Below are 22,321 nucleotides of genomic sequence, written 5' to 3'. Positions count from 1 at the left end.
ACTTTAGGTGTGCCAGAAGGACCATTCGTAACGAAAGGCCCACCGGCTGCTAATATGATGTGTCATATTGGGCAATAATTCAGAATAAGCAATCAGCTCTTTTTTTAAGAACCCACTTCGAATAGAAGTGAGTCCGTCCTTTTTGGCAATTTCGGTTTTCATAAATACTGCAGCAAATATTTTGAATAATAGGTATGCGATTTTGTTTCGTTCCAGATCATTGACAATAACTCCAATTCGCGCCAATTCAGTAAACTTGGTGATAAATATTTCTATTTCTTTCTCGTGGAAATGGTGAAGGGTAAGGGTGCATAAAAGGATATCACAGTGCAGGTCTTGCGCATTTAAGTCGAGTATATCACCTTTAAAATAAGAAATGTTACTATAGGATTTGCTTTTATGCCTTGCAATTTGCAGGGATTTCTCATTCAGGTCGATACCTGTCAATTCAACCTTAATTCCCAAACCGTCGCAAAACGCAGCTACTTCCCTTAGCATAGATCCATCACCACATCCCATATCCACAATCCGGTATTTTGTACGTGGAAATTTTTTTGTTAGGCGTTGAATGGCCTTCAAAGTGATCCGGTTTCCTCCCAGCAGCTTGTTGGCCTTGTTGATATCAGCTAACACAGCTTTAATCTGACTTTGATCCAGGGTGAGATCATCCATGAGTTCCACTTCCCTACTACGTTCTTTAAAAATAATCATAGCGAGATGGGTTTGCCATGGGTTAGCCTCACCATGCGTTTCACTAGAAGTGGAGAACGGGAAACAAGGGAGAAGAGCAAATTTGTAACACCTTCAGACAACAACAATCGCTGCAGAAAACGCCCCATCCGAATTCTATTTCCAAAGGTTTTCTTCCAGACATCGCTGTATTCTTTCTCCAGCTGTGTTCTTTTTGAAGAGCCCTTAATTAATGCCTTATGAATTAGTTCTGAGGCGAGCTTGGCACTATGGATGGCCATAGCCATTCCGTTCCCGCACAAAGGGTGAATTAGTCCGGCCGTATCCCCGCACATCAACAGATGGTTATCTACTGAGGGTTTTGATTCAAAAGAGATTTGAGCTATGCTCATCGGTTTGTCAAAAATTGGCGTTGACCTTTGAAAAAACTCAGCCAGGATAGGATTTTGAGCAACAACCTCTTTATTAAAAAGGTCGATGTCCTGATATTTCTGAAAACTATTATAGCTAACCAGGTAGCAAAAATTAACAGCCCCAGTCTCTGTTTTTGAAAGTCCGGCATAACCACCACTGAAACTGTGTAATCCCACCTGTTCATCGGGGAAATCAGGCCAGTGATAATGAGCTTTTATGCCCAGCCAGGGAGATTTTTTTTTGATAAACTCCCGATTGAGACCTTTATCTATATTAGATCTTTTCCCATAAGAACCAATGACATAAGTTGCCTGAAAATCGCCGGCCGTGTTTGAGTAAACAGTAAATTGATCCTCCCGGAAATTCACAGCAGTCACCGTACAGAAATGAAAATCCACCCCGAGTTTAACGGCGTGCTGATAAAGGGTGAAGTCGAGAGCATACCGACTAATTCCTATAGCCCCCAGAGGAAGTTCTGTCTGCAAGGATCGTCCTTTTCTGGTGCTGAATCTCAGGGTATGAATCTCAATATCTGTCGGAAGTTGTACCCCGAGAAATGATAGATAAGGCAGCACCTCTTTTGAGAGGTATTCCCCGCAAACCTTATGATGAGGGTACTTTTCCTTTTCGAGAACCAACACCCTATGCCCTTCCTTTTTTAAATGAATGGCAGCCGTGAGACCGGCTAATCCTCCCCCGATACAGATAACATCGTACATAGCAACAAGGGAAAGATACAGAAACCACCAATAAAAAACCCGACTATCGAGTCGGGTTTAACAATTAAGGTGATTTGAGTTTAACCTTTGGTTTTTTCCATAGCCTCTTGTTTCAGCTCTTCACTTGCTACAATACCGAGTTCCACTCTTCTGTTTTTCGATTTACCCTCGGCTGTTGAGTTGTCTGCTACCGGTTGTAGTTCACCATACCATTTGGTGGTGAATCTGTCGGAAGCAATTCCTTGACCGATCAGGTAATTTGTTACGGATTCAGCCCTTAACTTAGAAAGGCCCATATTGTATTCCTCAGATCCGGCACTGTCGGTATGTCCTTCAACAAGTATTACAGTTTTGGGGTATTCTTTTAAGATCCCTGCCAGTTTATTGAGTGTTTCCACAGAAGTCCCTTTGATATTCGACTTGTTTGTATCGAAATATACTCCGGCTCCTTCATTAAAAGTCACATTGATCCCTTCTCCTACCCGTGTCACTTCAGCTCCGGGAATCTCTTCCTCAATACGTTCTGCCTGCCTGTCCATGCGATTGCCTATATAACCTCCGGCAGCTCCACCTACAACACCGCCGATGATCGCTCCCAACACTGTGTTGCCTTTACCGACATTATTTCCAATTACCCCGCCAATAACAGCTCCACCTGAAGCCCCGATAACGGCTCCTTTTTGGGTATTATTCGCATTCTTAACGGCATTGCATCCCAGCCCAAGGCTAAGAATTAATATTAATGCACTAATCTTTTTTATCATGGTTCTCATATTTTATTGTTTTGAAAATTCATATACAACTGTAACCGGTTTGGCATCTACAGTAACATTAGATTTTAGGGTCATTTCCGTATCGGTAAGTTCGGCGATGGTAAGTCGATACCCAAGTCCGCCTGAAACATCCTTACGTTTCTCATCGATAAATTTAAATTGTAATTGGGAGTTGTAATCTGCAGGATTTTTAATCACTGACCAGCGAATAAATCGATCTCCGCCCTGGCAAAGGCTCCCCTCTTTAATTGTATATCGCCCCGTGCTGTTATTGTCTCTGAAAAACCAATTACTTCCCTCGAAACATATTGCGTCTGCATCATTAAAAACAACCGCTTTGAACATCCCTTCATTGTTTTCATAACGAACGTCATCCAGATTCCAGGTTCCACTGAGAAGGTTCCGCTGGTCGCGAATTTCTTTAGAAACACCACAGGAAATCAGAAAGATAGCAGTAGCAAATAGTATTAAACTTCTTTTAAACATATTTATAAGATTTAAATTTCGATAGTATATACGCTCAAAACGACTTCTTGGTTGTGAAGCAGGATTCTTTTTATGAAGAATTAGTAATTCGATAAATTAAATACCTCAAAAAGAAGACTAGTAATTGAGTAAATCGCTCAGGGCTTCGACTATTCGACCCTTTGGGAGGTAGAGATCTTCCAGGGTTCTGGCGAAAGGAACGGGCGTCTCCATGCTTCCAATTCGTTTTACCGGAGCATCCAGAAATTCGAAACATTTTTCCATCAGGGTGGCAGAAATGTCACTGGCAATACTTCCAAACAAAGTGTCTTCCTGAACAATCAGGCATTTTCCTGTTTTTTTGACGGAGGAGAATATCGTCTCCCAATCTAAGGGCTGAAGGGTCCTTAAGTCAATAAGGTCAACCTTAAAATGAGTATTGTTATCAAGAATTTCAAGCATCCAGTGTACTCCTGCGCCGTAGGTCACTACTGTGATATCCTCTCCTTCTTTGAGAAGGCTGGCTTTTCCGAAAGGTAAAGTATAATAGGAATCGGGAACATCCTGGTAAATGCTTCGATAAAGGGCCTTGTGTTCAAAGAAAAGCACGGGATTAGGATCATTGATAGCCGTAGCCAGTAGGCCTTTTGCATCATAGGGAAAAGCCGGATAAACCACTTTGAGTCCGGGCGTTTTAGTAAACCAGGCTTCGTTGGTCTGAGAATGAAAAGGCCCTGCTCCTACTCCGGCCCCACAGGGCATTCTGATGACTACATCCGCAGGTTCATTCCAGCGATAGTGAACCTTCGCCAGGTAATTCACGATGGGATTAAAACCACTACTGACAAAGTCGGCAAACTGCATCTCCATAACAGTCTTCATCCCATTAATAGACAAGCCCATAGCTGCTGATACCACAGCCGATTCGCAAATTGGTGTATTACGCACCCTATCTTTCCCAAAGGCTTCGGTAAACCCTTCTGTCACCTTAAAAACACCCCCGTAATCAGCAATATCCTGCCCGAGAATTATCAGATTATCGTGTTTTTCCATGGACTGCTTCAGGCCGTCCGAGATGGCATCTACCAAACGTATATTCGATTTACCATCTTGTTCCTTAACATTCTGATATACAAAATCTTTATATACATCACTTAATTCTATACTTTCAGTAGACTGGATTGGCTCTTCTGCGAAGGCAAGTTGCAGGTTATCATCTATTTCGTGGATAAATTCCTTTTTTATTTCAACCTCTACTTCTTCCGAAAGTACTTTTTCCTCCTTAAGATAGGCTACATAGTTTTCGATAGGATCTCTGGCAGCCCATTCATCGAGCAGGTGCTGGGGGACATATTTGGTTCCGCTTGCCTCTTCATGCCCGCGCATTCTGAAAGTCTTAAATTCGAGAAGTAAGGGCCTGGGCCTTTGTCTTACACTTTTGGTCAATGCCTTTAAACGGGAGTAGACTTCAAGGATATTGTTTCCATCGATGATGTATGATTCCATCCCATAGCCCTTTCCTTTATCCGCAATATGTTTGCAGCGAAACTGCTCACTGGTTGGTGTGGAAAGGCCGTAACCGTTATTCTCTACACAGAATATTACCGGCAAATCCCATACAGCAGCAATATTCAGGGCTTCGTGAAAATCCCCTTCGCTTGTGGCGCCTTCTCCTGTAAAAACAGCGGTGACTCTTTTGTTTCCCTGGAGTCGATCTGCAAGTGCAATGCCATCAGCCACACCTAATTGCGGTCCAAGATGTGAAATCATCCCAACAATTCGGAATTCCTGAGTACCAAAGTGAAAACTGCGGTCCCTCCCTTTTGTAAAACCACTTTTCTTTCCCTGCCACTGAGAAAACAGTCGGTTTAACGGAACATTTCTGTTGGTAAAAACGCCGAGGTTTCTATGCATGGGTAAAATATATTCTTCGGGTTGCAGGGCGAGGGTAACTCCGGCCGCAATAGCTTCCTGGCCAATACCACTAAACCATTTGGAAATCTTTCCCTGCCGAAGCAGGATGAGCATTTTTTCCTCGATCATACGGGGCTTGAGCATGGCCTTGTAGAGATCGAGTAGTTCTTCGTTTGAAAGGCCATGATGCTGGAACTGCATAGAATCTGATATTACCAAAAGTAAATTAACTGGCGTAAATGTAACAAAATTGATCTGAAGATCTCTTGCTTATGAAGCTCATATTTCGAGTCAGAATTTAGTACCTTTGGGTAGTTGATAAACATGAGAATTATGAATACTATTCCCAGTGTAGACCTAAGAGATTACCTTTCATCCGACCCAGTTAAAAAAGAACAGTTTGTAAATGATCTGGGCGGAGCATTTGAGGAAATTGGCTTTGTCGCCTTAAGCGGGCATTTTCTCTCGGAGTCACTTATAGAATCTCTTTACTCGGAAATTAAAAAGTTTTTTGCCTTACCTCAGGAGGTTAAGGATAGGTACGAAATAGAAGGGATTGGCGGACAGCGTGGCTATACTTCATTTGGGAAAGAACACGCCAAGGGCAGGAAAGAAGGAGACCTGAAGGAGTTCTGGCATTTCGGGCAGTACGTTGAAGATGATCCCAAACTCTTAAAGGAATACCCTTCTAATGTGATAGTAACTGAGTTACCCGAATTTAATAAAGTAGGGAAAGAAACATACAAAATGCTTGAGAAGACGGCCCAGTATGTCCTCCGGGCTCTTGCTTTACATTTAAAACTAGAGGAAAACTATTTTGATGAATACATAAAAAATGGGAACTCTATCTTACGACCTATCCATTACCCCCCTATCACTCAAGAACCTAAAAATGCAATCAGGGCAGCTGCCCATGGAGATATCAACCTTATTACCTTGCTGATGGGGGCACATGGCAAAGGGCTACAGGTAAAAAACCATCAGGGAGAATGGATTGATGCCATTGCGCGTACCGATCAATTAATGATCAACGTTGGGGATATGTTGTCTCGGCTTTCAAATAATAAATTAAAATCCACAATTCATCAGGTAGTAAATCCACCCAGGGAATTATGGGGAAGTTCACGGTACTCCATCCCGTTCTTTATGCATCCCATTAGCGAAATGCCGCTGAATTGTCTGGAGAATTGTATAGACGAGGACCATCCCAAATTATACGAAGATATTACTGCAGGCGAATTCCTGCACGAAAGACTGGTCGACCTGGGGCTAATCAAAAAATAATCAGGCTTTTAGAAGCATACAGATAGCAGATGGACCTTCAAGATCAATTGCGCAATTTATTTCCTGACCATCAACCGGAAAAAGATGGAAACGTACCGGAAGAAAAACCCAAATTCTGGCTGCAGGATGAACCTATTCTTTGCAAGTATGAAAAGCGTAAAGGAAAACCCATAACCATACTTGAGGGATATCAGGGTTCTGACAGCGACCTGAAGGCAATGGCAAAAGAACTTAAGACTTTATTAGGCGTGGGAGGAACAACTAAAAACGACCTTATAATTATTCAGGGGGATTATCGGGATAAAATAATGGACTTTCTCAAAGAAAACGGATTTAAGACAAAGCGAGTCGGGGGATAATTCATACCCAATTTTTGAAGTTATTAAGACCTTTTATCGAGATATTGTTATTAAGTAATTTGTTAATTATTACCAACTTTATCGATTAAATGTTACTTTTAATAGCCGAAACCTAATCAACAACTTCTTCAGTATGAGTACGCAACTACATATTACCAATGGAGATAGTTTTACTCAACGCCTGAAATCTCTCCCATTCAAAGGCGCAATTATTACCTGGAGGGAAATGCTATGTGAAGGCAGAACCGAGACCAATGTGGGTAGCGAGTCCTTTTGGAAAACACGATTTGAATATCTTCATAAAAACTACAATGTAAGTAAATCCTGGTTTGTAGAAAAAACACTAAAAGAATACCGTTCACTTTGTAATCACAAGCAACAGGATGAAATTATTCTGTGGTTTGAATACGATTTGTTCTGTCAGATCAATATGATCGCTGTGCTAAGCTGGTTAAAAACCCACCGGCGGGATGCTGATATTTCCCTGGTCTGTAGCGGAGATGAAGATGGTACCAAAAAAATGTACGGCTTGTGCGATGTGGATGATGAAAAACTCCAGACCTTGTACAATAAACGCATCCATCTTACACAGGATGATATAGAATTTGCCGATTATATCTGGCAATTGTACTGTAGTGACAACCCGATCAGGCTGGAAAATATGTCTGATTTCGAACACTATCATTTTGATTATCTTTCTGATGCCATCAAAGTTCACCTTAAACGATTTCCTTCTGTCAAAAACGGACTCAACGAACTGGAGAACCGTATCCTGGCTCTTGGCGTGGAACACAAACCCAGGACCAAAAAAGCCTTTATGAATACGATACTAAACAATCAGGGTTTTTACGGTTATGGCGACACTCAGTTCGAAAGGATCATCACCAACATAAAACCTTTGTTTACCTCGTTCAATCCGGTAAGGCTATCGAAAAAAGGCAAAGCGATCTACGAAGGAAAAACCAGCTTTTATTCCCAGATCAGGGACAGTGAATCCTATTTGGGAGGAGCTTTAAAGTACAACTTCCTCTTTAACGACGAATCAGGTCGTATTCTAAAATTATAATTTCAATATGCAATTAGGCCCCTCAGAACTCATCCTCAACGAGGATGGAAGCATCTATCATTTAAACCTGTTAGCTGAGGACATTGCCGATACCATCATTTTGGTAGGGGATCCTCAAAGGGTAGCCCGGGTTTCTTCCCATTTCGATTCCATCGAAATAGAAAAAGAAAAGAGAGAATTTATCACTCACACAGGGATGTACAAGGGCAAACGAATCACTGTACTATCAACAGGAATCGGCACCGACAATATTGATATTGTCCTTAATGAACTGGATGCCCTGGTAAACATCGATCTAAAAAAACGGGAAATCAGGAAAGATAAAACTACCCTTAAGTTAATAAGGATAGGTACCTCCGGAGCCTTACAGCCAGAAATTCCTGTCGACTCCTTCCTGCTAAGTGAGTATGCCATAGGCTTCGATAATGTAATGCAATACTACCAGTCTGAAGCTGTACGATATCCTGAAATAGAAAAAGCATTTCTGGCACAAAGTAATTGGGAATCCTATATGTCTGCTCCCTACATTGTAAAATGCAATAAGGAGTTACTCAAGCACTTTTCCAAGCAGGAGATGATCCTTGGATTTACCGGCAGTAATGTCGGTTTTTACGGACCTCAGGGTCGACACCTGCGACTTCCGGCCAGAGATCCTGAGCTACATGAGAAGTTGAATTCATTTTCATTTGACGGACATAGGATAACCAATTTCGAAATGGAAACTTCAGCTCTTTATGGCTTGTCGGCATTAATGGGGCATCAGGCAATCTCTTTTAATGCTATCATTGCTAACCGGGCCAATCTGACATTTTCCGAAGAACCCCGGAGAACGATCGACCGCCTTATTAGATGGACACTGAATAAACTGATAGAATATTGAAACATATTAAAATAGCCGGCGTTCCGGAACACTTTAATCTTCCATGGCTAATGGCCATTGAGGAAGGAGCTTTCTCAAATCGCGGAATTGAGGTGGAATGGATCGATGTACCTGAAGGCAGCGGGAGAATGTGCAAAATGATGCAGGAAAGGGAAGTCGACCTGGCAGTGGTGCTGACTGATGGACTTGTTAAAAGTATTTCTGATGGCAATCCCCTCAGGATAGTGCAGGGATATGTAGATTCTCCCTTGCAGTGGGGAATTCATGTCGCTGCAGAAAGCAAATATCAAAAGCTATCCGATCTGGAGAACACCCGGGCCGCTATTAGTCGGTTTGGTAGCGGCAGTCATTTAATGGCCTATGTCCTGGCTAAAAACGAGGGCTGGGATACTAAAAAGCTATCCTTTGAGGTGGTAAACACCCTGGAAGGTGCAATAGAATCATTAAGTGAGGGAAAGGCCGACTATTTTATGTGGGAACATTTTACCACGAAACCCCTGGTGACTCAGGGGGTGTTTCGCCGACTTGCCGACTGCCCTACTCCCTGGCCTTGTTTTGCGATTACGGCCCATCAGGAAATGATTGATAAGAACAGTGGCCTGATCCGTCATATACTCGATGTTATCAATATTTATACGGAGGAGTTTAAGAGAATTCCCAGTATTGACCGTACCCTTGCCAACAGGTATCAACTGGAACTGGGAGACGTACAAAAGTGGCTGGGTATGACAAGATGGTCTCAGGAAAATATAAGTACGCAAGTTATTGAAAATGTACAGAATACATTACTTGATTTAAACCTAACATCCAATAAGATAGAACCCGGTCGTATCCTTACCAGTCTATAGGTGAAATGCCCTGAGTTTGCAATATTTCATTCACTTTCCCAAAATGACCGTTACCAAACCATAAGCCGCGGTTGGCGCTAAGGGGTGAAGGATGCCCTGAAGTAAGAATAAAGTGTTTCTGATTGTCGATTAGCGGGATTTTCTTTTTAGCATAGCCACCCCATAACAAAAATATAAGGCCTGATTTTTTTTCAGATAAAACTCGTATTACGGCATCGGTGAACTGTTCCCACCCCTTTTTCTGATGGCTACCTGCCTCCCCTGCCCTTACGGTTAAAACCGCATTGAGCAGCAGTATGCCCTGATCGGCCCAACGCTCCAGGTTTCCGCTTTTGGGATACGGAATTCCTCTGTCTTTTTCTACTTCTTTTAAAATATTGATCAGGGATGGGGGATGCCGCACATCATCCTTAACCGAAAAACAGAGTCCGTTTGCCTGCCCTGCTCCGTGGTAGGGGTCTTGTCCTATGATTACGACTTTGGTAGCATCAAAAGTACTATGGTCAAATGCGGAGAAAATCCTGTTTCCCGGAGGATAGCAGTTGTATTTGCTATATTCGGATTTGACAAAACTGACCAGCTCTGAAAAATAGGGTTTATTAAATTCTGTTTCTAAATGTGGTTCCCAGCTGCTGTGGATTTTTACCTTCATTCGAACTGTAGTTACTTTCGAATAAAAGTACAAACAGTTATCGCTTTCTCAAGGCGGTTAACAGGAGAAAATCAATTTTTAATGCTCAAAACAGCTAGGGCTTTGAGTTGTTGTTCTGCCAAACGCTTTTGTTTGGCACACTCTTTAAGTGTTTCCAAATAACCTGTATGCGCTTTATTATCTTCGTGAGTTTGCGCTAAAACAGCCCATTCAATGGCCTTCTCCAGGTCATTTTTTATCTCGTAAAGCACAGCCATATTATGACATGCCATGGCCCTGATAGCCGGTTTTTGATGATTGAGTTCCAGTTGCCAGAGTCGGGCAGCTTCTAACCAGTCTTCGTTCAGAACTGCCTCTTTTGCCTTTTCGATTCGATCGGAACCTTTTATATAGACCTGCCTTTCAATTGCCTTATTAACCGGCTTCAGCCTCATACCATAGGAACTTCCACTCCCACGACTTACGGAAACCAGGGAGTCTGCCCTGTTGGTCATAGACCTCAGTGCGCTAACTGCACTTTCTGCCTTTGCCTGTAGAACAATCTCTTCATTGACTTTAATTTCATCCAGGACTTTTTTCTCAAATGGGTCATAGATACGCCATCCATTTTCAATCAGGGTCTCCAGGGTGAGTTCCCGTGCCGGGACCACTACAGCCATCCGCAACAGGTCTAATTCTTCCATGGAGGATTTCCTTTCAGTAATTCGAGTGTCTGTTTGATAGGAAGCCAGAGAAAAAACAGCATCAAGTTTGTTTTCAAGACAAAGTCTTTCAAGTTCAGGCCATGGAATCGCCTGCTGTTCGCCTCTTTTGGAATCCCAAATTGAATTGGCACTTTTAAGAATCATAACGGTATCGAACCTTTTATCAGCCTGAAGTTCAGCCAACAGGCCTTCAATGGCGGCCTCTGTCCCTTCATTAGCCAATTTCTGATCTGTAGCTTTAACCAATGCCTCCAGGGAAGAAACCTGGTCTTTTGCATCCGATTTGCCAACCTCATTGACAATTCCGATGCGTTTGATATCTTTTGCAAGCGTCACAGGAGCAGGTTCCAGGTTATATACCGTTACCGCATGAGTTGTTTTACAGGCAGATAGGAGTAATAATACCACCGCAATTGGAATGATGAAACGCATAGATTTATGGAATGATACTCTCATTTGAATAATTCTCCATACAAGAACACCTTAATCCCCATATTTATTGCCTTCGACATTACTTCTAGTGGTGAAAACACTATTTTATGATGTGAATTCAATTTCCGATTAAATATGTGCTTGCAAGCGGTCATGTGAAACCTTCTAAAAATGCGGCTTATTGGCTACCTTTGTAGCTTGAGCTTGAATATGGACACCTATCTGAAAAAAAGTGTACAGGACCTGGAATTTGCCACGGTAAGAAAACAACTAAACGCTCGTTGTCATACCGAGATCGGGAAGAAGCAAGCCTTGTCTTTACAGCCTCTTACCGATGAAAAGGAAATTCTCAGATTACTTGGAGAGTCTTCCGAGTATTTATCATCCTATACCAATAACAACCGCATTCCCAATCATGGCTTTGACGCCATCGGCCCAGAGCTCGAATTGTTGGAAATTGAAAATACCACTCTGGAGTTGTCGGGATTCAGAAGGATCAAACACCTGTGCGTAACAGTATCAGAATACAAAAAGTTTTTCAAAAAGTTTGTCGAATACTATCCGCTGTTAAAGGAGCTTACCGATACAGTGCCGCTAATCAGTGAAATACCCGACTTGATTGATGGTGTTATCGATAAATTTGGTCACATAAGAGATTCTGCTTCTACAGACTTAAGGAGAATCAGACAGGAGATGACAGTGGTTAAGGGAAAGATCAATCAGAGTTTCGGCAGCGCATTAAACACCTATCAGGCCTCAGAATTCTTAGATGAGATCAGAGAGTCTATTGTCGATAACCGAAGAGTCCTGGCCGTAAAGTCGATGTATCGCAAGAAAGTAAAGGGTACAGTGATGGGAACTTCCAAGACCGGAAGTATTGTTTACATTGAACCAGATGCCGTTTCGAGATATAGCAGGGAATTCACCAATCTTGAATTCGATGAAAAAGAAGAAATTCAGAAGATTCTCAATACGCTTACACGAGAAATACGCCCTTACAGGCCTGAATTAAGACAATTCCAGGACTTTCTGTCACATATGGATGTCACTGCCGCCAAAGCGAAATACGCATCAGAGATCAATGCGATCAAACCCGAAATCAATCAGGAGAAGAGATTATTTTTACGCGATGCGTATCATCCGTTGCTATATCTTTCCAATAAAAGAGATAATCTTCCAACATTTCCACAAACTATTGAACTTCATCCCGAAAACCGAATTATAGTTATTTCAGGTCCGAATGCCGGTGGAAAGAGTATTACCCTGAAAACAATAGGCCTGTTACAGCTTATGCTACAAAGCGGACTTCTGATCCCTGTTCACGAGCGAAGTTCAGTGTGTTTATTTAAGACCATTCTTACTGATATTGGCGATAACCAGTCTATTGAGAATCATCTCAGTACCTATAGTTACCGCCTGAAGAATATGAAGAAATTCCTGAAGAAGTGTGACAAAGACACCCTTTTTCTCATTGATGAATTCGGGACTGGAAGTGATCCGGAATTAGGAGGGGCTCTGGCCGAAGCTTTTCTGGAGGTTTTTTACGAGAGAGGATCATTTGGAGTGATCACCACGCATTACGCCAACCTGAAAGCTCTGGCTAATGAGCTGCCCTTTGCCACCAATGCAAATATGCTTTTTGATGGCAGCACCCTACAACCTACGTTCCAGTTGGAGCTCGGGCAACCTGGAAGTTCTTTCACCTTCGAAGTGGCCCAGAAGAATGGGATCCCATTTAACCTGATCAACAAGGCCAAAAAGAAAGTAGAACGCGGTAAAATTCGGTTTGATGCCACAATTGCCAAATTGCAGAAAGAGCGACACAAGATGGCAAAAACGGGGAACAAATTGCAGGAAGAGGAAATAAAAGCCCGGGAAGAAGCTGAAAAACTTGAAAAACTCAATGCCAAAATAAAGACCAAACTCGAGAACTATCAGGAGTTATACGATTTTAATCAAAAGATGATTTATCTCGGAGAAAAAGTAAACAAGGTAGCCGAAAAGTATTTCCAGGATAAAAAGAAACGCCCTCTAATCTCAGAGCTGCTTCGCCTTGTAGAGACCGAGAACAGTAAGCGAAAAAAGAAATCGGCAAAGGAGATACAGCAACAGGAAGATAAAAAGAAGTCGGTGAAGCAGGAAGTGCAGCAGGAAGTAAAAACCATCAGAAACAAGAAAAAGCAAAAGGAAAAGAAAGAGAAAGCCATTCAAAAAGCCAAACCCAGACCTGTATTTAAAATTGGTGACAGGGTGCGGTTGTTCGATGGGAAAGCCGTTGGTAGTATTGACAGCCTGGAGAAGGACAAAGCTGTGGTCAATTATGGGATGTTTACTACGAACGTAAGTGTGGAGCAACTTGAGCTGGTGGAAGCAAGGAAATAAATCTATATGGAAAAGGAGAAAAAGATTATTCTTTTTGACGGGGTTTGCAACCTGTGCAACAACTCGGTTCAATTCATAATAAAACGAGATAAAAAAGACATCTTCCGCTTTGCGCCTCTACAGAGTGAGATTGGTGAAAAGCTGGTGGCGGAAAGAAGGATAGATACAACCAGGATCGACTCCATAATACTTATCGAACCAGAGGTTGCGTATTATACCAAATCAGAAGCAGCCCTCCGGATATCTAAATCGCTTTCCGGATTATGGCCTGTGATGTCTGTTTTTCTGGGACTGCCTTCCGGTCTTCGCGACTGCATATATGACTGGGTAGCAAAGAACAGATACCAATGGTTTGGTAAGCGGGAAGAATGTATGATCCCAAGTCCGGAACTAAAGGATAAATTCCTTGCCTTTTCTACCAAAAGCGATAAATAAGCCTGTTCTGTTATTTTTTCTTTTTCGGAAGTACTTCATCCAAATGGTCATCCCATTCCTTTACCTTGGGCACCAATTCCCGTCCAAGAGATTTGGATACCATCATGGAAACTGTGGCGTCGCCTGTAACATTGACCACTGTCCTGAGCATATCCAGGGGCCGGTCGACAGCGAAAATCAGGGCAAGGCCAATTGCCAGTTTATCGGCAGGAAACTCAATCGCCTCCAGGACTATCACAAGCATTACCATTCCCGCTCCCGGTACTGCAGCAGAGCCAATAGAAGCGAGTAGCGCCGTTAGTACGATCACCAGTTGATCTGTCAGGCTTAAGTCGAACCCAAGGGCCTGAGAGATAAAAACAGCTGCCACCCCCTGATATAAACTGGTACCATCCATGTTGATAGTGGCACCTACAGGAAGTACAAAACTGGAAATATCCTTATTCACCCCAATGTGTTCCTCTACCCTCTCCATGGTAACCGGCAGGGTTGCAGCACTGGAACTGGTGGAAAATGCCAGGAGCTGAGCCGGACTTATCTTACTGAGAAATGTCAGCGGGTTGTACTTAGTAAACATACTGACTATCAGACTGTAAAATACAATCATCAATACAAGTCCGAGCACCACTACCCCGGCGTATTTTAATAGGGCCAATAGCAGATCTGGGTCTCCGGAAGTAACCACAACGTTTGCCAGAAGAGCAAAAACGGCGACAGGGGCCGTAAGCATAATAAGGTCTACCATTTTTAGAACTACTTCATTCAGCGTATCGAAAAAGTCCTTCAGAGGTTTTGATTTTTCCTCGCCCACCAGCAACATACAGATACCTAAGAAGATGGTAAAGAAAATCACCTGTAACATCAGGCTGTTATCACTCAGGGCGCCGAAGGCGTTGTCTGGCACCATATCTTCCAGAAATTGAAGTGGTCCCCCTTCTTTCTGCCTGGTTGCTTCTTCTATTTTTGAAGTCACTTCTGTATTGGAGGCATAGGTTTCCGTGAGTTTGGCAATAGTATCATCGGATATACCGTCCCCGGGCTGTAATACGTTCACCAATGCCAAACCAATGGTTATAGCCACTACCGTAGTACACATGTAAATTATAATCGTCCTTACACCGATATTTTTAAACTGAGAAATATCCTTGAGGTCTGATATCCCTTTGATTAAAGATGCCAGGATCAGAGGAATCGCAATCAGCTTTAACAACTTTACGAAAATGGTTCCAAATGGGTTTATCCAGTCCTGAACAAATTTGCTGCCCCAATCAGGATATGTCATCACAAATCCGAAGATAATCCCCAGGACCATCCCGATTAAGATCTGCCAGTGCAATTCCAGTTTTCTCATAGTCATTGTTTAAGTGGGTAATATACGGCATTGAAGTGTAAACGACTTCAATTCGTCTGCTAACTTTTAAGCGTGCGATTCAGCAATACAAAATCTGCCATTACAAGGGCAGCCATAGCCTCAACAATGGGAACCGCCCTTGGCACTACGCAAGGGTCATGCCTGCCTTTGCCTTTAGTCTGGACCAGTTCGCCTTTTTTATCGATGGTCTCGTAGGGCTGAATTAAGGTAGCCACAGGTTTAAAGGCCACATTAAAATAGATGTCCATCCCGTTACTTATTCCCCCCTGTACTCCCCCGCTGAAATTTGTTTTGGTACTACCGTCGGTTTTATAGGCATCATTGTGTTCGCTCCCTTTCATCTTTACACCTTCAAATCCGCTGCCGTATTCAAATCCCTTTACCGCATTAATAGAAAGCATGGCCTTGCCAAGCTGGGCGTGTAATTTATCGAAGACGGGTTCGCCAAGACCGAGAGGTACATTTTGTATGACTCCTGTGATTATTCCACCAATGGTGTCCCCTTCTTTTCGGACCTCCCTGATATGTGCTTCCATCTCAGCCGCAGTTGCCGCATCCGGGCAGCGAACGGGATTGGAATCGGTTTGATTCAGATCGAGTTCCTGATAAGGTTTATTTAAAGTAATACTTCCAACCTGTGAAACAAATGCATTGAATTTCAGTTCTTTTAAAAATTGCTTTGCTATGGCGCCTGCTACTACTCGGCAGGCAGTTTCCCTTGCAGAACTTCGGCCTCCTCCGCGATAATCGCGAATGCCATATTTCTTATCGTAGACGTAATCTGCATGGGAAGGTCGGTACGAATCCTTGATATGATCGTAATCTCCTGATTTCTGGTTGCTGTTAAAGATCACAAAGCCGATGGGAGTACCCGTTGTCTTTCCCTCAAAAATACCTGAAAGGAATTTTACCTGATCAGCCTCCTTGCGCTGGGTAACAATAGCCGACTGACCCGGCTTTCTCCTTTCCATTTCGGATTGGATCGCGCTAAGATCGAGATGCAAATTGGGAGGACAACCTTCGAGTATTCCGCCTATGGCTTCCCCATGGGATTCACCGAAAGTAGTAAGCTTAAAAAGAGTTCCAAATGAATTGCCGGCCATGAAAGGACATTTAAATTCCTGCTACTCGATGGCTACAGCCACCCCTTGGGGCTCAAAGATAGGAGTATTCGGTTTTGTAGCCAAAACAGAGTCGCCCTTAATCTTCACTTAACCTTTGTGAATCAATCTTAATTCTAATTTAACCCGTTGGGGTACAATGCTTCACTATTTCTTTGCATTCAATTATTCCATTAGGTATAATTTTGCGTTGTAAATGCATATGGTTTGAAAAAACGTAAACCTGAAGTGGTCGTTATATCTGATATTAATTTAGGAACCGTTGAATGCCGGGCAGAGGAACTTCTGGTATATCTCAGCAGTATAAAACCTAAAATCCTCGTTCTTAATGGTGATATTTATGGGAACGCCGAAAATACTTCAACAAAATTTCCCTGCAGCCATATAAAGGTGATTAAAAAATTGCTGTCCATGTATTCAGATGGGACAAAGATCTTCTACCTCAAAGGGGACAAGGATAAACTCTTCAGGAGATCAAATAGCCGGACCTTCGGTGATTTCACTATTGACAAAGAATTGGTTTTAGATCTCGACGGGAAGAAAACCTGGATTCTGCATGGTGACGTATTCAATACAAACTTAAATCTGGCAAAATGGATTAACCCTTTCAGGGATAAAAAATCTGATTTGCTGAATCCGAAGGTATTTGCAGAAAAACAAAGGGCGAAGGGCAACAGCAGGATGGTTGTATCACAAATTCATAAGCTTTCCTCAGAATATGAGGATGCCAGTGAATTGATGGATCAGATGGAGCTAAAAGCCGTGAATAAGGCAATTAAAAAGGGAGTTGATACAGTCATCTGTGGCCATAATCACCAGCCTGTTAAATCAATTCACGAAAGCAGGAAAGGGCAATGCAAATATCTAAATTCCGGGGATTGGGTAAAGCACCTCACTGCCCTGGAGTACTCTTTTAAAAGGTGGAAGCTGTACAGCTTTAAACTCGATAAGCTCACTGCGTTCTATGGGGATGAAGACCTTAAGTCACTTAGTCAATCTCAAGTTGCACAGAATTACTGGGACCAGATTGGGAATACGGAAAACCCAAGAACAGCTTCCTGATTATTTGGGTATCAGTGCCCTGTTCAAAAGGGTTACCGGGTGGAATGAACTGCGTTTGGTGCCATCCAAAATCTGATGCCTGCAGCTGGTTCCGTTGGCAGCAATAAGGGTATCAGCATCGGTCTTCTTCACCGCAGGAAAAAGCTTTAAACTACCTATTTGCATACTGATATCATAATGCTCTTTTTCATACCCAAACGACCCTGCCATTCCACAACAGCCACTGTTGATGATGGTTACTTTGTAATTTTCGGGAAGATTCAGCATATCAAAGGTCACTTTTTGATTAGAGAGCGACTTCTGATGACAATGCCCGTGAATTTTGATTGTTTGAGAATCGGAAGTAAAATCTTCCTGGGTAATTTTCCCCTTTTCTATTTCCCGGGAAATAAACTCCTCGATCAACATACTGTTATCGGATAAGGCCCTTACAGCAATTTCATCAAGATGGAATCGATGGTATTCATCCCGAAAACTCAGAATAGCTGAAGGCTCAAGCCCCACAATAGGTATATTTTTCCCGGTATATGCAGATAAGGCTTCCAGATTCTTTTTTGCCAGATTCCTGGCCTGTCTCAAAAATCCTTTTGAAATATATGTGCGGCCGCTTTCTCCAAAATATAAAATCACTTCATAGCCAAGAGCGTGTAAGAGGTCGATGGCATCTTTCCCAACTTCAACATCCAGGTACCTTGTGAATTCATCAATATACAATACCAGTTTTCCCTGAGGCACCCTGTTTGATGGGGCCTTCCCCTGAAGATATGAGGTGAAATTGAATTTTTTTGCTGTAGGAATACTTCGCTTTTCTGCAACTCCCGTTACTTTTTTTATAAGTCGGCCAAAGAGATCACTATTTAAAACTGATGAACTGAGGAGTGGTAATTTTGCAGCCAACTTATTAGCCCTTGTGTTATGTGCAAATAGTCTATTCCGCAGGGAATAGCCGTGTGTTTCCTGATACTGGTAGAGGAATTCAGATTTTAATGTGGCTACATCCACATTGCTGGGGCATTCACTCCCGCAAGCTTTACAACTCAGACACAGGTCGAACACCTCCTTTAATTCTTCAGCATCAAATTTGTTCTTCTTTTCGTTGTGGGTTAGAAACTCCCTGAGTGCATTAGCCCTGCCCCTTGTGGTGTCTTTCTCCTTCCTGGTAGCATGATAACTCGGGCACATGCCTCCACTGGCCATGGCCGTTTTACGACAGTCTCCACTGCCATTGCACTTCTCGGCAGCCTTCAGAATCCCTTCGCTGTCACTGAAGTCGAATAAAGTTTTTATATCCGGCTCTTCCCTGTCTACCTCATAACGCAACGACGCATCCATTGGATAGGGATCTACGATCTTCCCGGGATTAAAGATATTGCCGGGGTCAAAAACGCTCTTTACTTTTCGCAGTACTTCATAATTCTGCTCACCGATCATCAAAGGAATAAATTCTGCTCTTACAATCCCATCCCCGTGCTCCCCGCTAAATGAACCTTTGTATTTTTTTGTCAGATGCGCTACTTCTGTAGTTATTTTTCGAAATAGCTGAACATCCTCCTTTTTTTTCAGGTTTAGAATGGGCCTGAGGTGCAACTCCCCCGCCCCCGCATGGGCGTAATACACTGCATCCTGCTTATAATGGCGCATGATCTCACTAAACTCCCCGATAAAGTCTTTTAAATCTTCGAGAGCGACGGCTGTGTCTTCAATGCAGGCAACGGCCTTCCTGTCGCCAACCATGTTCCCCAGCAAACCCAAACCAGCCTTGCGCAGTTCCAGAGCACTACTAATCTGATCGCCGTATAAAACCGGATCTGCATAACTGTTCCCCGTACTCCTAATAGTTGCCTGTAATTCTGCTAGCAAACTTTTGAGCTCTTCCTCAGTTTCAGACCGGACTTCAAGCATTAGCAAAGCCGCAGGATCTCCATTTACAAAAAAACGATTTGCCTGATGCGTCTTATTGTTTTTTGTACAGTCGAGTATCACTTTATCCATCATTTCGCAGGTATGCAACTGATGGGTCATCACAGGAGCGACATCGGCAAGACAGGCCTCCAGGGTTGAATAGTGCGTGACCACCATAGCCGATTTTGAAGGAGGCAGCGGATCTAATTGCAGGGTGATTTCTGTAGAGAAGGCGAGCGTACCCTCACTTCCACTGAGTAACTGACATAGATTGATTTCAGGTTGATTCCCTGAAAACAACTCACTGGTAAGTAATGCATCCACCGCGTATCCGGTGTTGCGTCTATGGATACTTTCTTTCGGAAATTCAGATTGTATATTTTTCTGTACTGTATTGTCTGATAGTGTTTTATATAATTCTTTATAAATATTTCCTTCAAGTGTATTCTGCCTTGTCTTACCTTTGTATTCTTCGGTAGTCAAGCCCCTGAATTCTGCTTCGCTGCTGTCTGAGAGTATTGTTTTAAGGGAAATAACCTTATCACGAGTTACCCCGTATTGAATAGAAGTTGTACCACTGGAATTATTACCTACCATCCCTCCTATCATACAGCGGTTAGAAGTAGATGTATTAGGTCCGAAAAATAATCCGTGCGGCTGCAAATATGTATTGAGTTCATCCCGGATGACGCCCGGCTGAACAGTAACCTGCTTTTTTTTAAGGTCGAGGTTGAGGATTTTTGTAAAATGCCGTGAAACGTCAATGACAATACCATCCCCCACACATTGACCTGCCAGAGAAGTACCGGCTGTCCTCGGTATAATACCAAGTTTTTGCTTTGAGGCAAATCTGATTAGCTTCCTGATGTCTTCTGTACTTTTTGGAAAAGCAACAGCTGATGGAATTTTTCTATAGACAGAAGCATCCGTTGCATACAAACTCCTCGTAAGTATGTCTGTGTGAAATGAGCCATCTAATTTGTGTTCTATTTCGTGAAAGGGGATATCAGGCAAGGAAGTCATGTTTAAAGCTCTAAAATTAAGTTATTATTAACACCAGAACAGCCTGCATTCCCTAATTTTAACAATTAAATTTCTTAACTATGAAAATTTTCAAATTAACTCTATTCTTATTTTTTACAGCAACCTTGGCTTTAAGTGCCCAATCTATTTCTGATCATGCGCTTGGACTCCGTCTTGGTGACAGCGACGGTTTCGGTGCTGAAATATCGTATCAGAAGTCGGTCGCAAGGGCCAACCGGGTTGAGATTGATCTGGGATGGCGTGATAGCAGAAACTTTGACGCCTTTAAACTCACGGGTATTTACCAATGGGTACAGCCCCTGGATGGAAATTTTAACTGGTACTACGGTGTTGGTGGCGGATTGGGAAGTGTAGATTTTTCTGCAGGATCTAATGGATCGGTTCCCGATGGAGGCCTGTTCCTTTTCGGCGCCGGAGATATAGGTATCGAATACAATTTTGATATTCCATTGTTGATTTCACTCGACTTCAGACCTGAAATTGGGTTGGTGGGCTATGATGATTTCTCAGATAATTTTGATTTTGATATTGCGCTTGGACTTAGATATCAGTTCTAAGCAGAATTAAATATTTGAAGAAGCCCTTAATCACAAGCATGTGTTAAGGGCTTTTTTATTGGAATGCTTATCTCTACCTTTGCCAAAAATTTAGTAAACATGAAGAAATTATTAATTCTTTTAAGTCTCTCCCTGGCTGTTGTGGCCTGCAATTCAGTCAGCGATGGTTATGTCATTGAGGGTTCTATTGAAGGAGAGAATACAGAAGGAACGGAGCTTACGCTGAGAAAGTACGGGGAAAATAACCAATTAATCACCGTAGATAGTGCTGAAGTAAAGGAAGGGACATTTATGTTTAAAGGAGGTCCTGCTGAAAGTCCGGAACTCCATCGTATATTCTTCGGGCGTGGACAGGAAAACATTCCGGTAATCGTGGAAAATGGAAAGATTGAAGTCAGTGCCCAAAGGGACAGTCTTAGTTTTGCCAAAATCGGTGGGACTTTGCAAAATGAGTTATTCTATGATTTCCTAAAGGGGTCAAGGGTGCTGAGCAGGAAGGCTTCTTCCATGAACCAGGACATGAGAGTTGCTCAGGGTAACAGGGATACGGTTACCATGAATTCCCTAAGGGAAGAGTATTTTGAACTGATGGACGAGGCGAAAGGATATGAACTGGATTATGTGAAGGACAATCCAAATGCTGTGGTTTCAGCCCTGATCATATACAGGATACTTTCTACCAAAGCTAAAACCAATGCAGAGGTTCAGGAGCTATACGATGCGCTTACCCCGGAGATAAAGGCAAGTAACGCCGGACTGAAAATTAAGGAAGCCCTGGAAAAAGAGGCCAATACCTCCATCGGAGCAAAAGCGCCTAATTTTTCAGCCCCCTCCCCGGAAGGAGAAGAGCTCGCCCTAAATGATGTACTTGGAAAAGTAACCATTGTTGATTTTTGGGCGGCTTGGTGTAAGCCCTGTAGAGCAGAAAATCCGAATATCGTCAATGTATACAATACCTATAAGGATAAAGGCCTTAGTATTCTTGGTGTTTCTCTAGACAGGAATGCCGAGGACTGGAAAAAGGCTATTGAGGCTGACGGGCTCGACTGGCATCATGTGTCTAACGTGCAATTTTTTGATGAAATCGCTAAATTGTACAATGTTGATGCTATACCTGCATCCTTTATCCTCGACGAGAATGGGGTAATTGTAGCTAAAAATTTAAGAGGTCCTGCGCTGGGGCAAAAGATTGGAGAATTGCTGCAGTAAAGAAAATAAACAAAAGAAAAAACCCTGATGTTCTAAT

20 protein-coding genes are annotated in these 22,321 nt (G+C 42.7%); 10 read left to right on the top strand and 10 right to left on the bottom strand.

The window, feature by feature from the left end; genetic code table 11:
- Positions 1–3: 3 nt before the first annotated feature.
- The 5 genes from AB8P51_RS13175 to AB8P51_RS13155 form a co-directional block, all read right to left on the bottom strand.
- Positions 4–711, bottom strand: coding sequence for a methyltransferase domain-containing protein (locus AB8P51_RS13175; RefSeq protein WP_369749315.1), 708 nt, complete (start codon positions 709–711; stop codon positions 4–6).
- Positions 708–1,823, bottom strand: a complete 1,116-nt coding sequence (locus AB8P51_RS13170; RefSeq protein ID WP_369749314.1) for an NAD(P)/FAD-dependent oxidoreductase — start codon at positions 1,821–1,823, stop codon at positions 708–710. The genes AB8P51_RS13175 and AB8P51_RS13170 overlap by 4 nt, the downstream gene beginning before the upstream one ends.
- Positions 1,824–1,903: 80 nt before the next feature.
- Entirely contained in the window at positions 1,904–2,596 is a 693-nt protein-coding gene (locus tag AB8P51_RS13165) for an OmpA family protein (protein ID WP_369749313.1), read from the bottom strand.
- A 3-nt stretch (positions 2,597–2,599) separates the two neighbouring features.
- Positions 2,600–3,082, bottom strand: a complete 483-nt coding sequence (locus AB8P51_RS13160) for a lipocalin family protein (RefSeq protein ID WP_369749312.1) — start codon at positions 3,080–3,082, stop codon at positions 2,600–2,602.
- A gap of 117 nt (positions 3,083–3,199) precedes the next feature.
- Positions 3,200–5,176 (bottom strand): thiamine pyrophosphate-dependent enzyme, encoded by a 1,977-nt coding sequence (locus AB8P51_RS13155; RefSeq protein WP_369749311.1) that lies wholly within the window; start codon positions 5,174–5,176, stop codon positions 3,200–3,202.
- Between the two features lie 132 nt (positions 5,177–5,308).
- On the opposite strand from AB8P51_RS13155, the gene AB8P51_RS13150 reads away from it, so the two are divergent.
- The 5 genes from AB8P51_RS13150 to AB8P51_RS13130 all read left to right on the top strand — a co-directional run bounded on the left by AB8P51_RS13150 (position 5,309) and on the right by AB8P51_RS13130 (position 9,412).
- Positions 5,309–6,259, top strand: a complete 951-nt coding sequence (locus tag AB8P51_RS13150; protein ID WP_369749310.1) for an isopenicillin N synthase family dioxygenase — start codon at positions 5,309–5,311, stop codon at positions 6,257–6,259.
- A gap of 29 nt (positions 6,260–6,288) precedes the next feature.
- Positions 6,289–6,618, top strand: coding sequence for a translation initiation factor (locus AB8P51_RS13145; protein WP_369749309.1), 330 nt, complete (start codon positions 6,289–6,291; stop codon positions 6,616–6,618).
- A gap of 133 nt (positions 6,619–6,751) precedes the next feature.
- On the top strand, positions 6,752–7,684 hold the full coding sequence (locus AB8P51_RS13140; protein WP_369749308.1) for a DUF1835 domain-containing protein: 933 nt from the start codon (positions 6,752–6,754) through the stop codon (positions 7,682–7,684).
- Positions 7,685–7,691: 7 nt separating this feature from the next.
- Positions 7,692–8,564, top strand: a complete 873-nt coding sequence (locus tag AB8P51_RS13135; RefSeq protein WP_369749307.1) for a nucleoside phosphorylase — start codon at positions 7,692–7,694, stop codon at positions 8,562–8,564.
- Entirely contained in the window at positions 8,561–9,412 is an 852-nt protein-coding gene (locus tag AB8P51_RS13130) for a substrate-binding domain-containing protein (protein ID WP_369749306.1), read from the top strand. The genes AB8P51_RS13135 and AB8P51_RS13130 overlap by 4 nt, the downstream gene beginning before the upstream one ends.
- On the opposite strand, the gene AB8P51_RS13125 is transcribed toward AB8P51_RS13130, so the two are convergent.
- Positions 9,399–10,064, bottom strand: coding sequence for a uracil-DNA glycosylase (locus tag AB8P51_RS13125; RefSeq protein ID WP_369749305.1), 666 nt, complete (start codon positions 10,062–10,064; stop codon positions 9,399–9,401). The genes AB8P51_RS13130 and AB8P51_RS13125 overlap by 14 nt on opposite strands.
- 71 nt (positions 10,065–10,135) lie before the next feature.
- Positions 10,136–11,200, bottom strand: a complete 1,065-nt coding sequence (locus AB8P51_RS13120; RefSeq protein WP_369749304.1) for a DUF6340 family protein — start codon at positions 11,198–11,200, stop codon at positions 10,136–10,138.
- Positions 11,201–11,410: 210 nt separating this feature from the next.
- Here AB8P51_RS13120 and AB8P51_RS13115 point away from each other — a divergent pair, with 210 nt between their 5' ends.
- Both AB8P51_RS13115 and AB8P51_RS13110 read left to right on the top strand, forming a co-directional pair.
- Positions 11,411–13,582: a DNA mismatch repair protein MutS gene (locus AB8P51_RS13115; RefSeq protein WP_369749303.1), complete on the top strand. Its 2,172-nt coding sequence runs from the start codon at positions 11,411–11,413 to the stop codon at positions 13,580–13,582.
- A 6-nt stretch (positions 13,583–13,588) separates the two neighbouring features.
- Positions 13,589–14,017, top strand: coding sequence for a thiol-disulfide oxidoreductase DCC family protein (locus tag AB8P51_RS13110; RefSeq protein ID WP_369749302.1), 429 nt, complete (start codon positions 13,589–13,591; stop codon positions 14,015–14,017).
- A 10-nt stretch (positions 14,018–14,027) separates the two neighbouring features.
- On the opposite strand, the gene AB8P51_RS13105 is transcribed toward AB8P51_RS13110, so the two are convergent.
- Entirely contained in the window at positions 14,028–15,368 is a 1,341-nt protein-coding gene (locus AB8P51_RS13105) for a dicarboxylate/amino acid:cation symporter (RefSeq protein ID WP_369749301.1), read from the bottom strand.
- A gap of 59 nt (positions 15,369–15,427) precedes the next feature.
- Positions 15,428–16,492, bottom strand: coding sequence for a chorismate synthase (gene aroC, locus AB8P51_RS13100; protein ID WP_369749300.1), 1,065 nt, complete (start codon positions 16,490–16,492; stop codon positions 15,428–15,430).
- Between the two features lie 225 nt (positions 16,493–16,717).
- Here aroC and AB8P51_RS13095 point away from each other — a divergent pair, with 225 nt between their 5' ends.
- On the top strand, positions 16,718–17,572 hold the full coding sequence (locus AB8P51_RS13095) for a UDP-2,3-diacylglucosamine diphosphatase (RefSeq protein WP_369749299.1): 855 nt from the start codon (positions 16,718–16,720) through the stop codon (positions 17,570–17,572).
- On the opposite strand, the gene AB8P51_RS13090 is transcribed toward AB8P51_RS13095, so the two are convergent.
- Complete coding sequence (locus tag AB8P51_RS13090; RefSeq protein WP_369749298.1) at positions 17,573–20,497, bottom strand: FAD-binding and (Fe-S)-binding domain-containing protein; 2,925 nt, start codon at positions 20,495–20,497, stop codon at positions 17,573–17,575.
- A gap of 80 nt (positions 20,498–20,577) precedes the next feature.
- Between AB8P51_RS13090 and AB8P51_RS13085 the strand changes: the two genes are divergently transcribed.
- Together AB8P51_RS13085 and AB8P51_RS13080 are read left to right on the top strand one after the other, a co-directional pair.
- Positions 20,578–21,075, top strand: coding sequence for a hypothetical protein (locus AB8P51_RS13085; protein ID WP_369749297.1), 498 nt, complete (start codon positions 20,578–20,580; stop codon positions 21,073–21,075).
- Positions 21,076–21,174: 99 nt separating this feature from the next.
- Positions 21,175–22,284, top strand: coding sequence for a redoxin domain-containing protein (locus AB8P51_RS13080; RefSeq protein ID WP_369749296.1), 1,110 nt, complete (start codon positions 21,175–21,177; stop codon positions 22,282–22,284).
- Positions 22,285–22,321: the final 37 nt, after the last annotated feature.

Source organism: Muriicola sp. SD30 (assembly GCF_041205185.1).
Classification (GTDB): Bacteria; Bacteroidota; Bacteroidia; order Flavobacteriales; family Flavobacteriaceae; genus Muriicola.
Note: the sequence above shows the minus strand (reverse complement) of the source record. Positions and strands in the feature narration are given on the sequence as shown.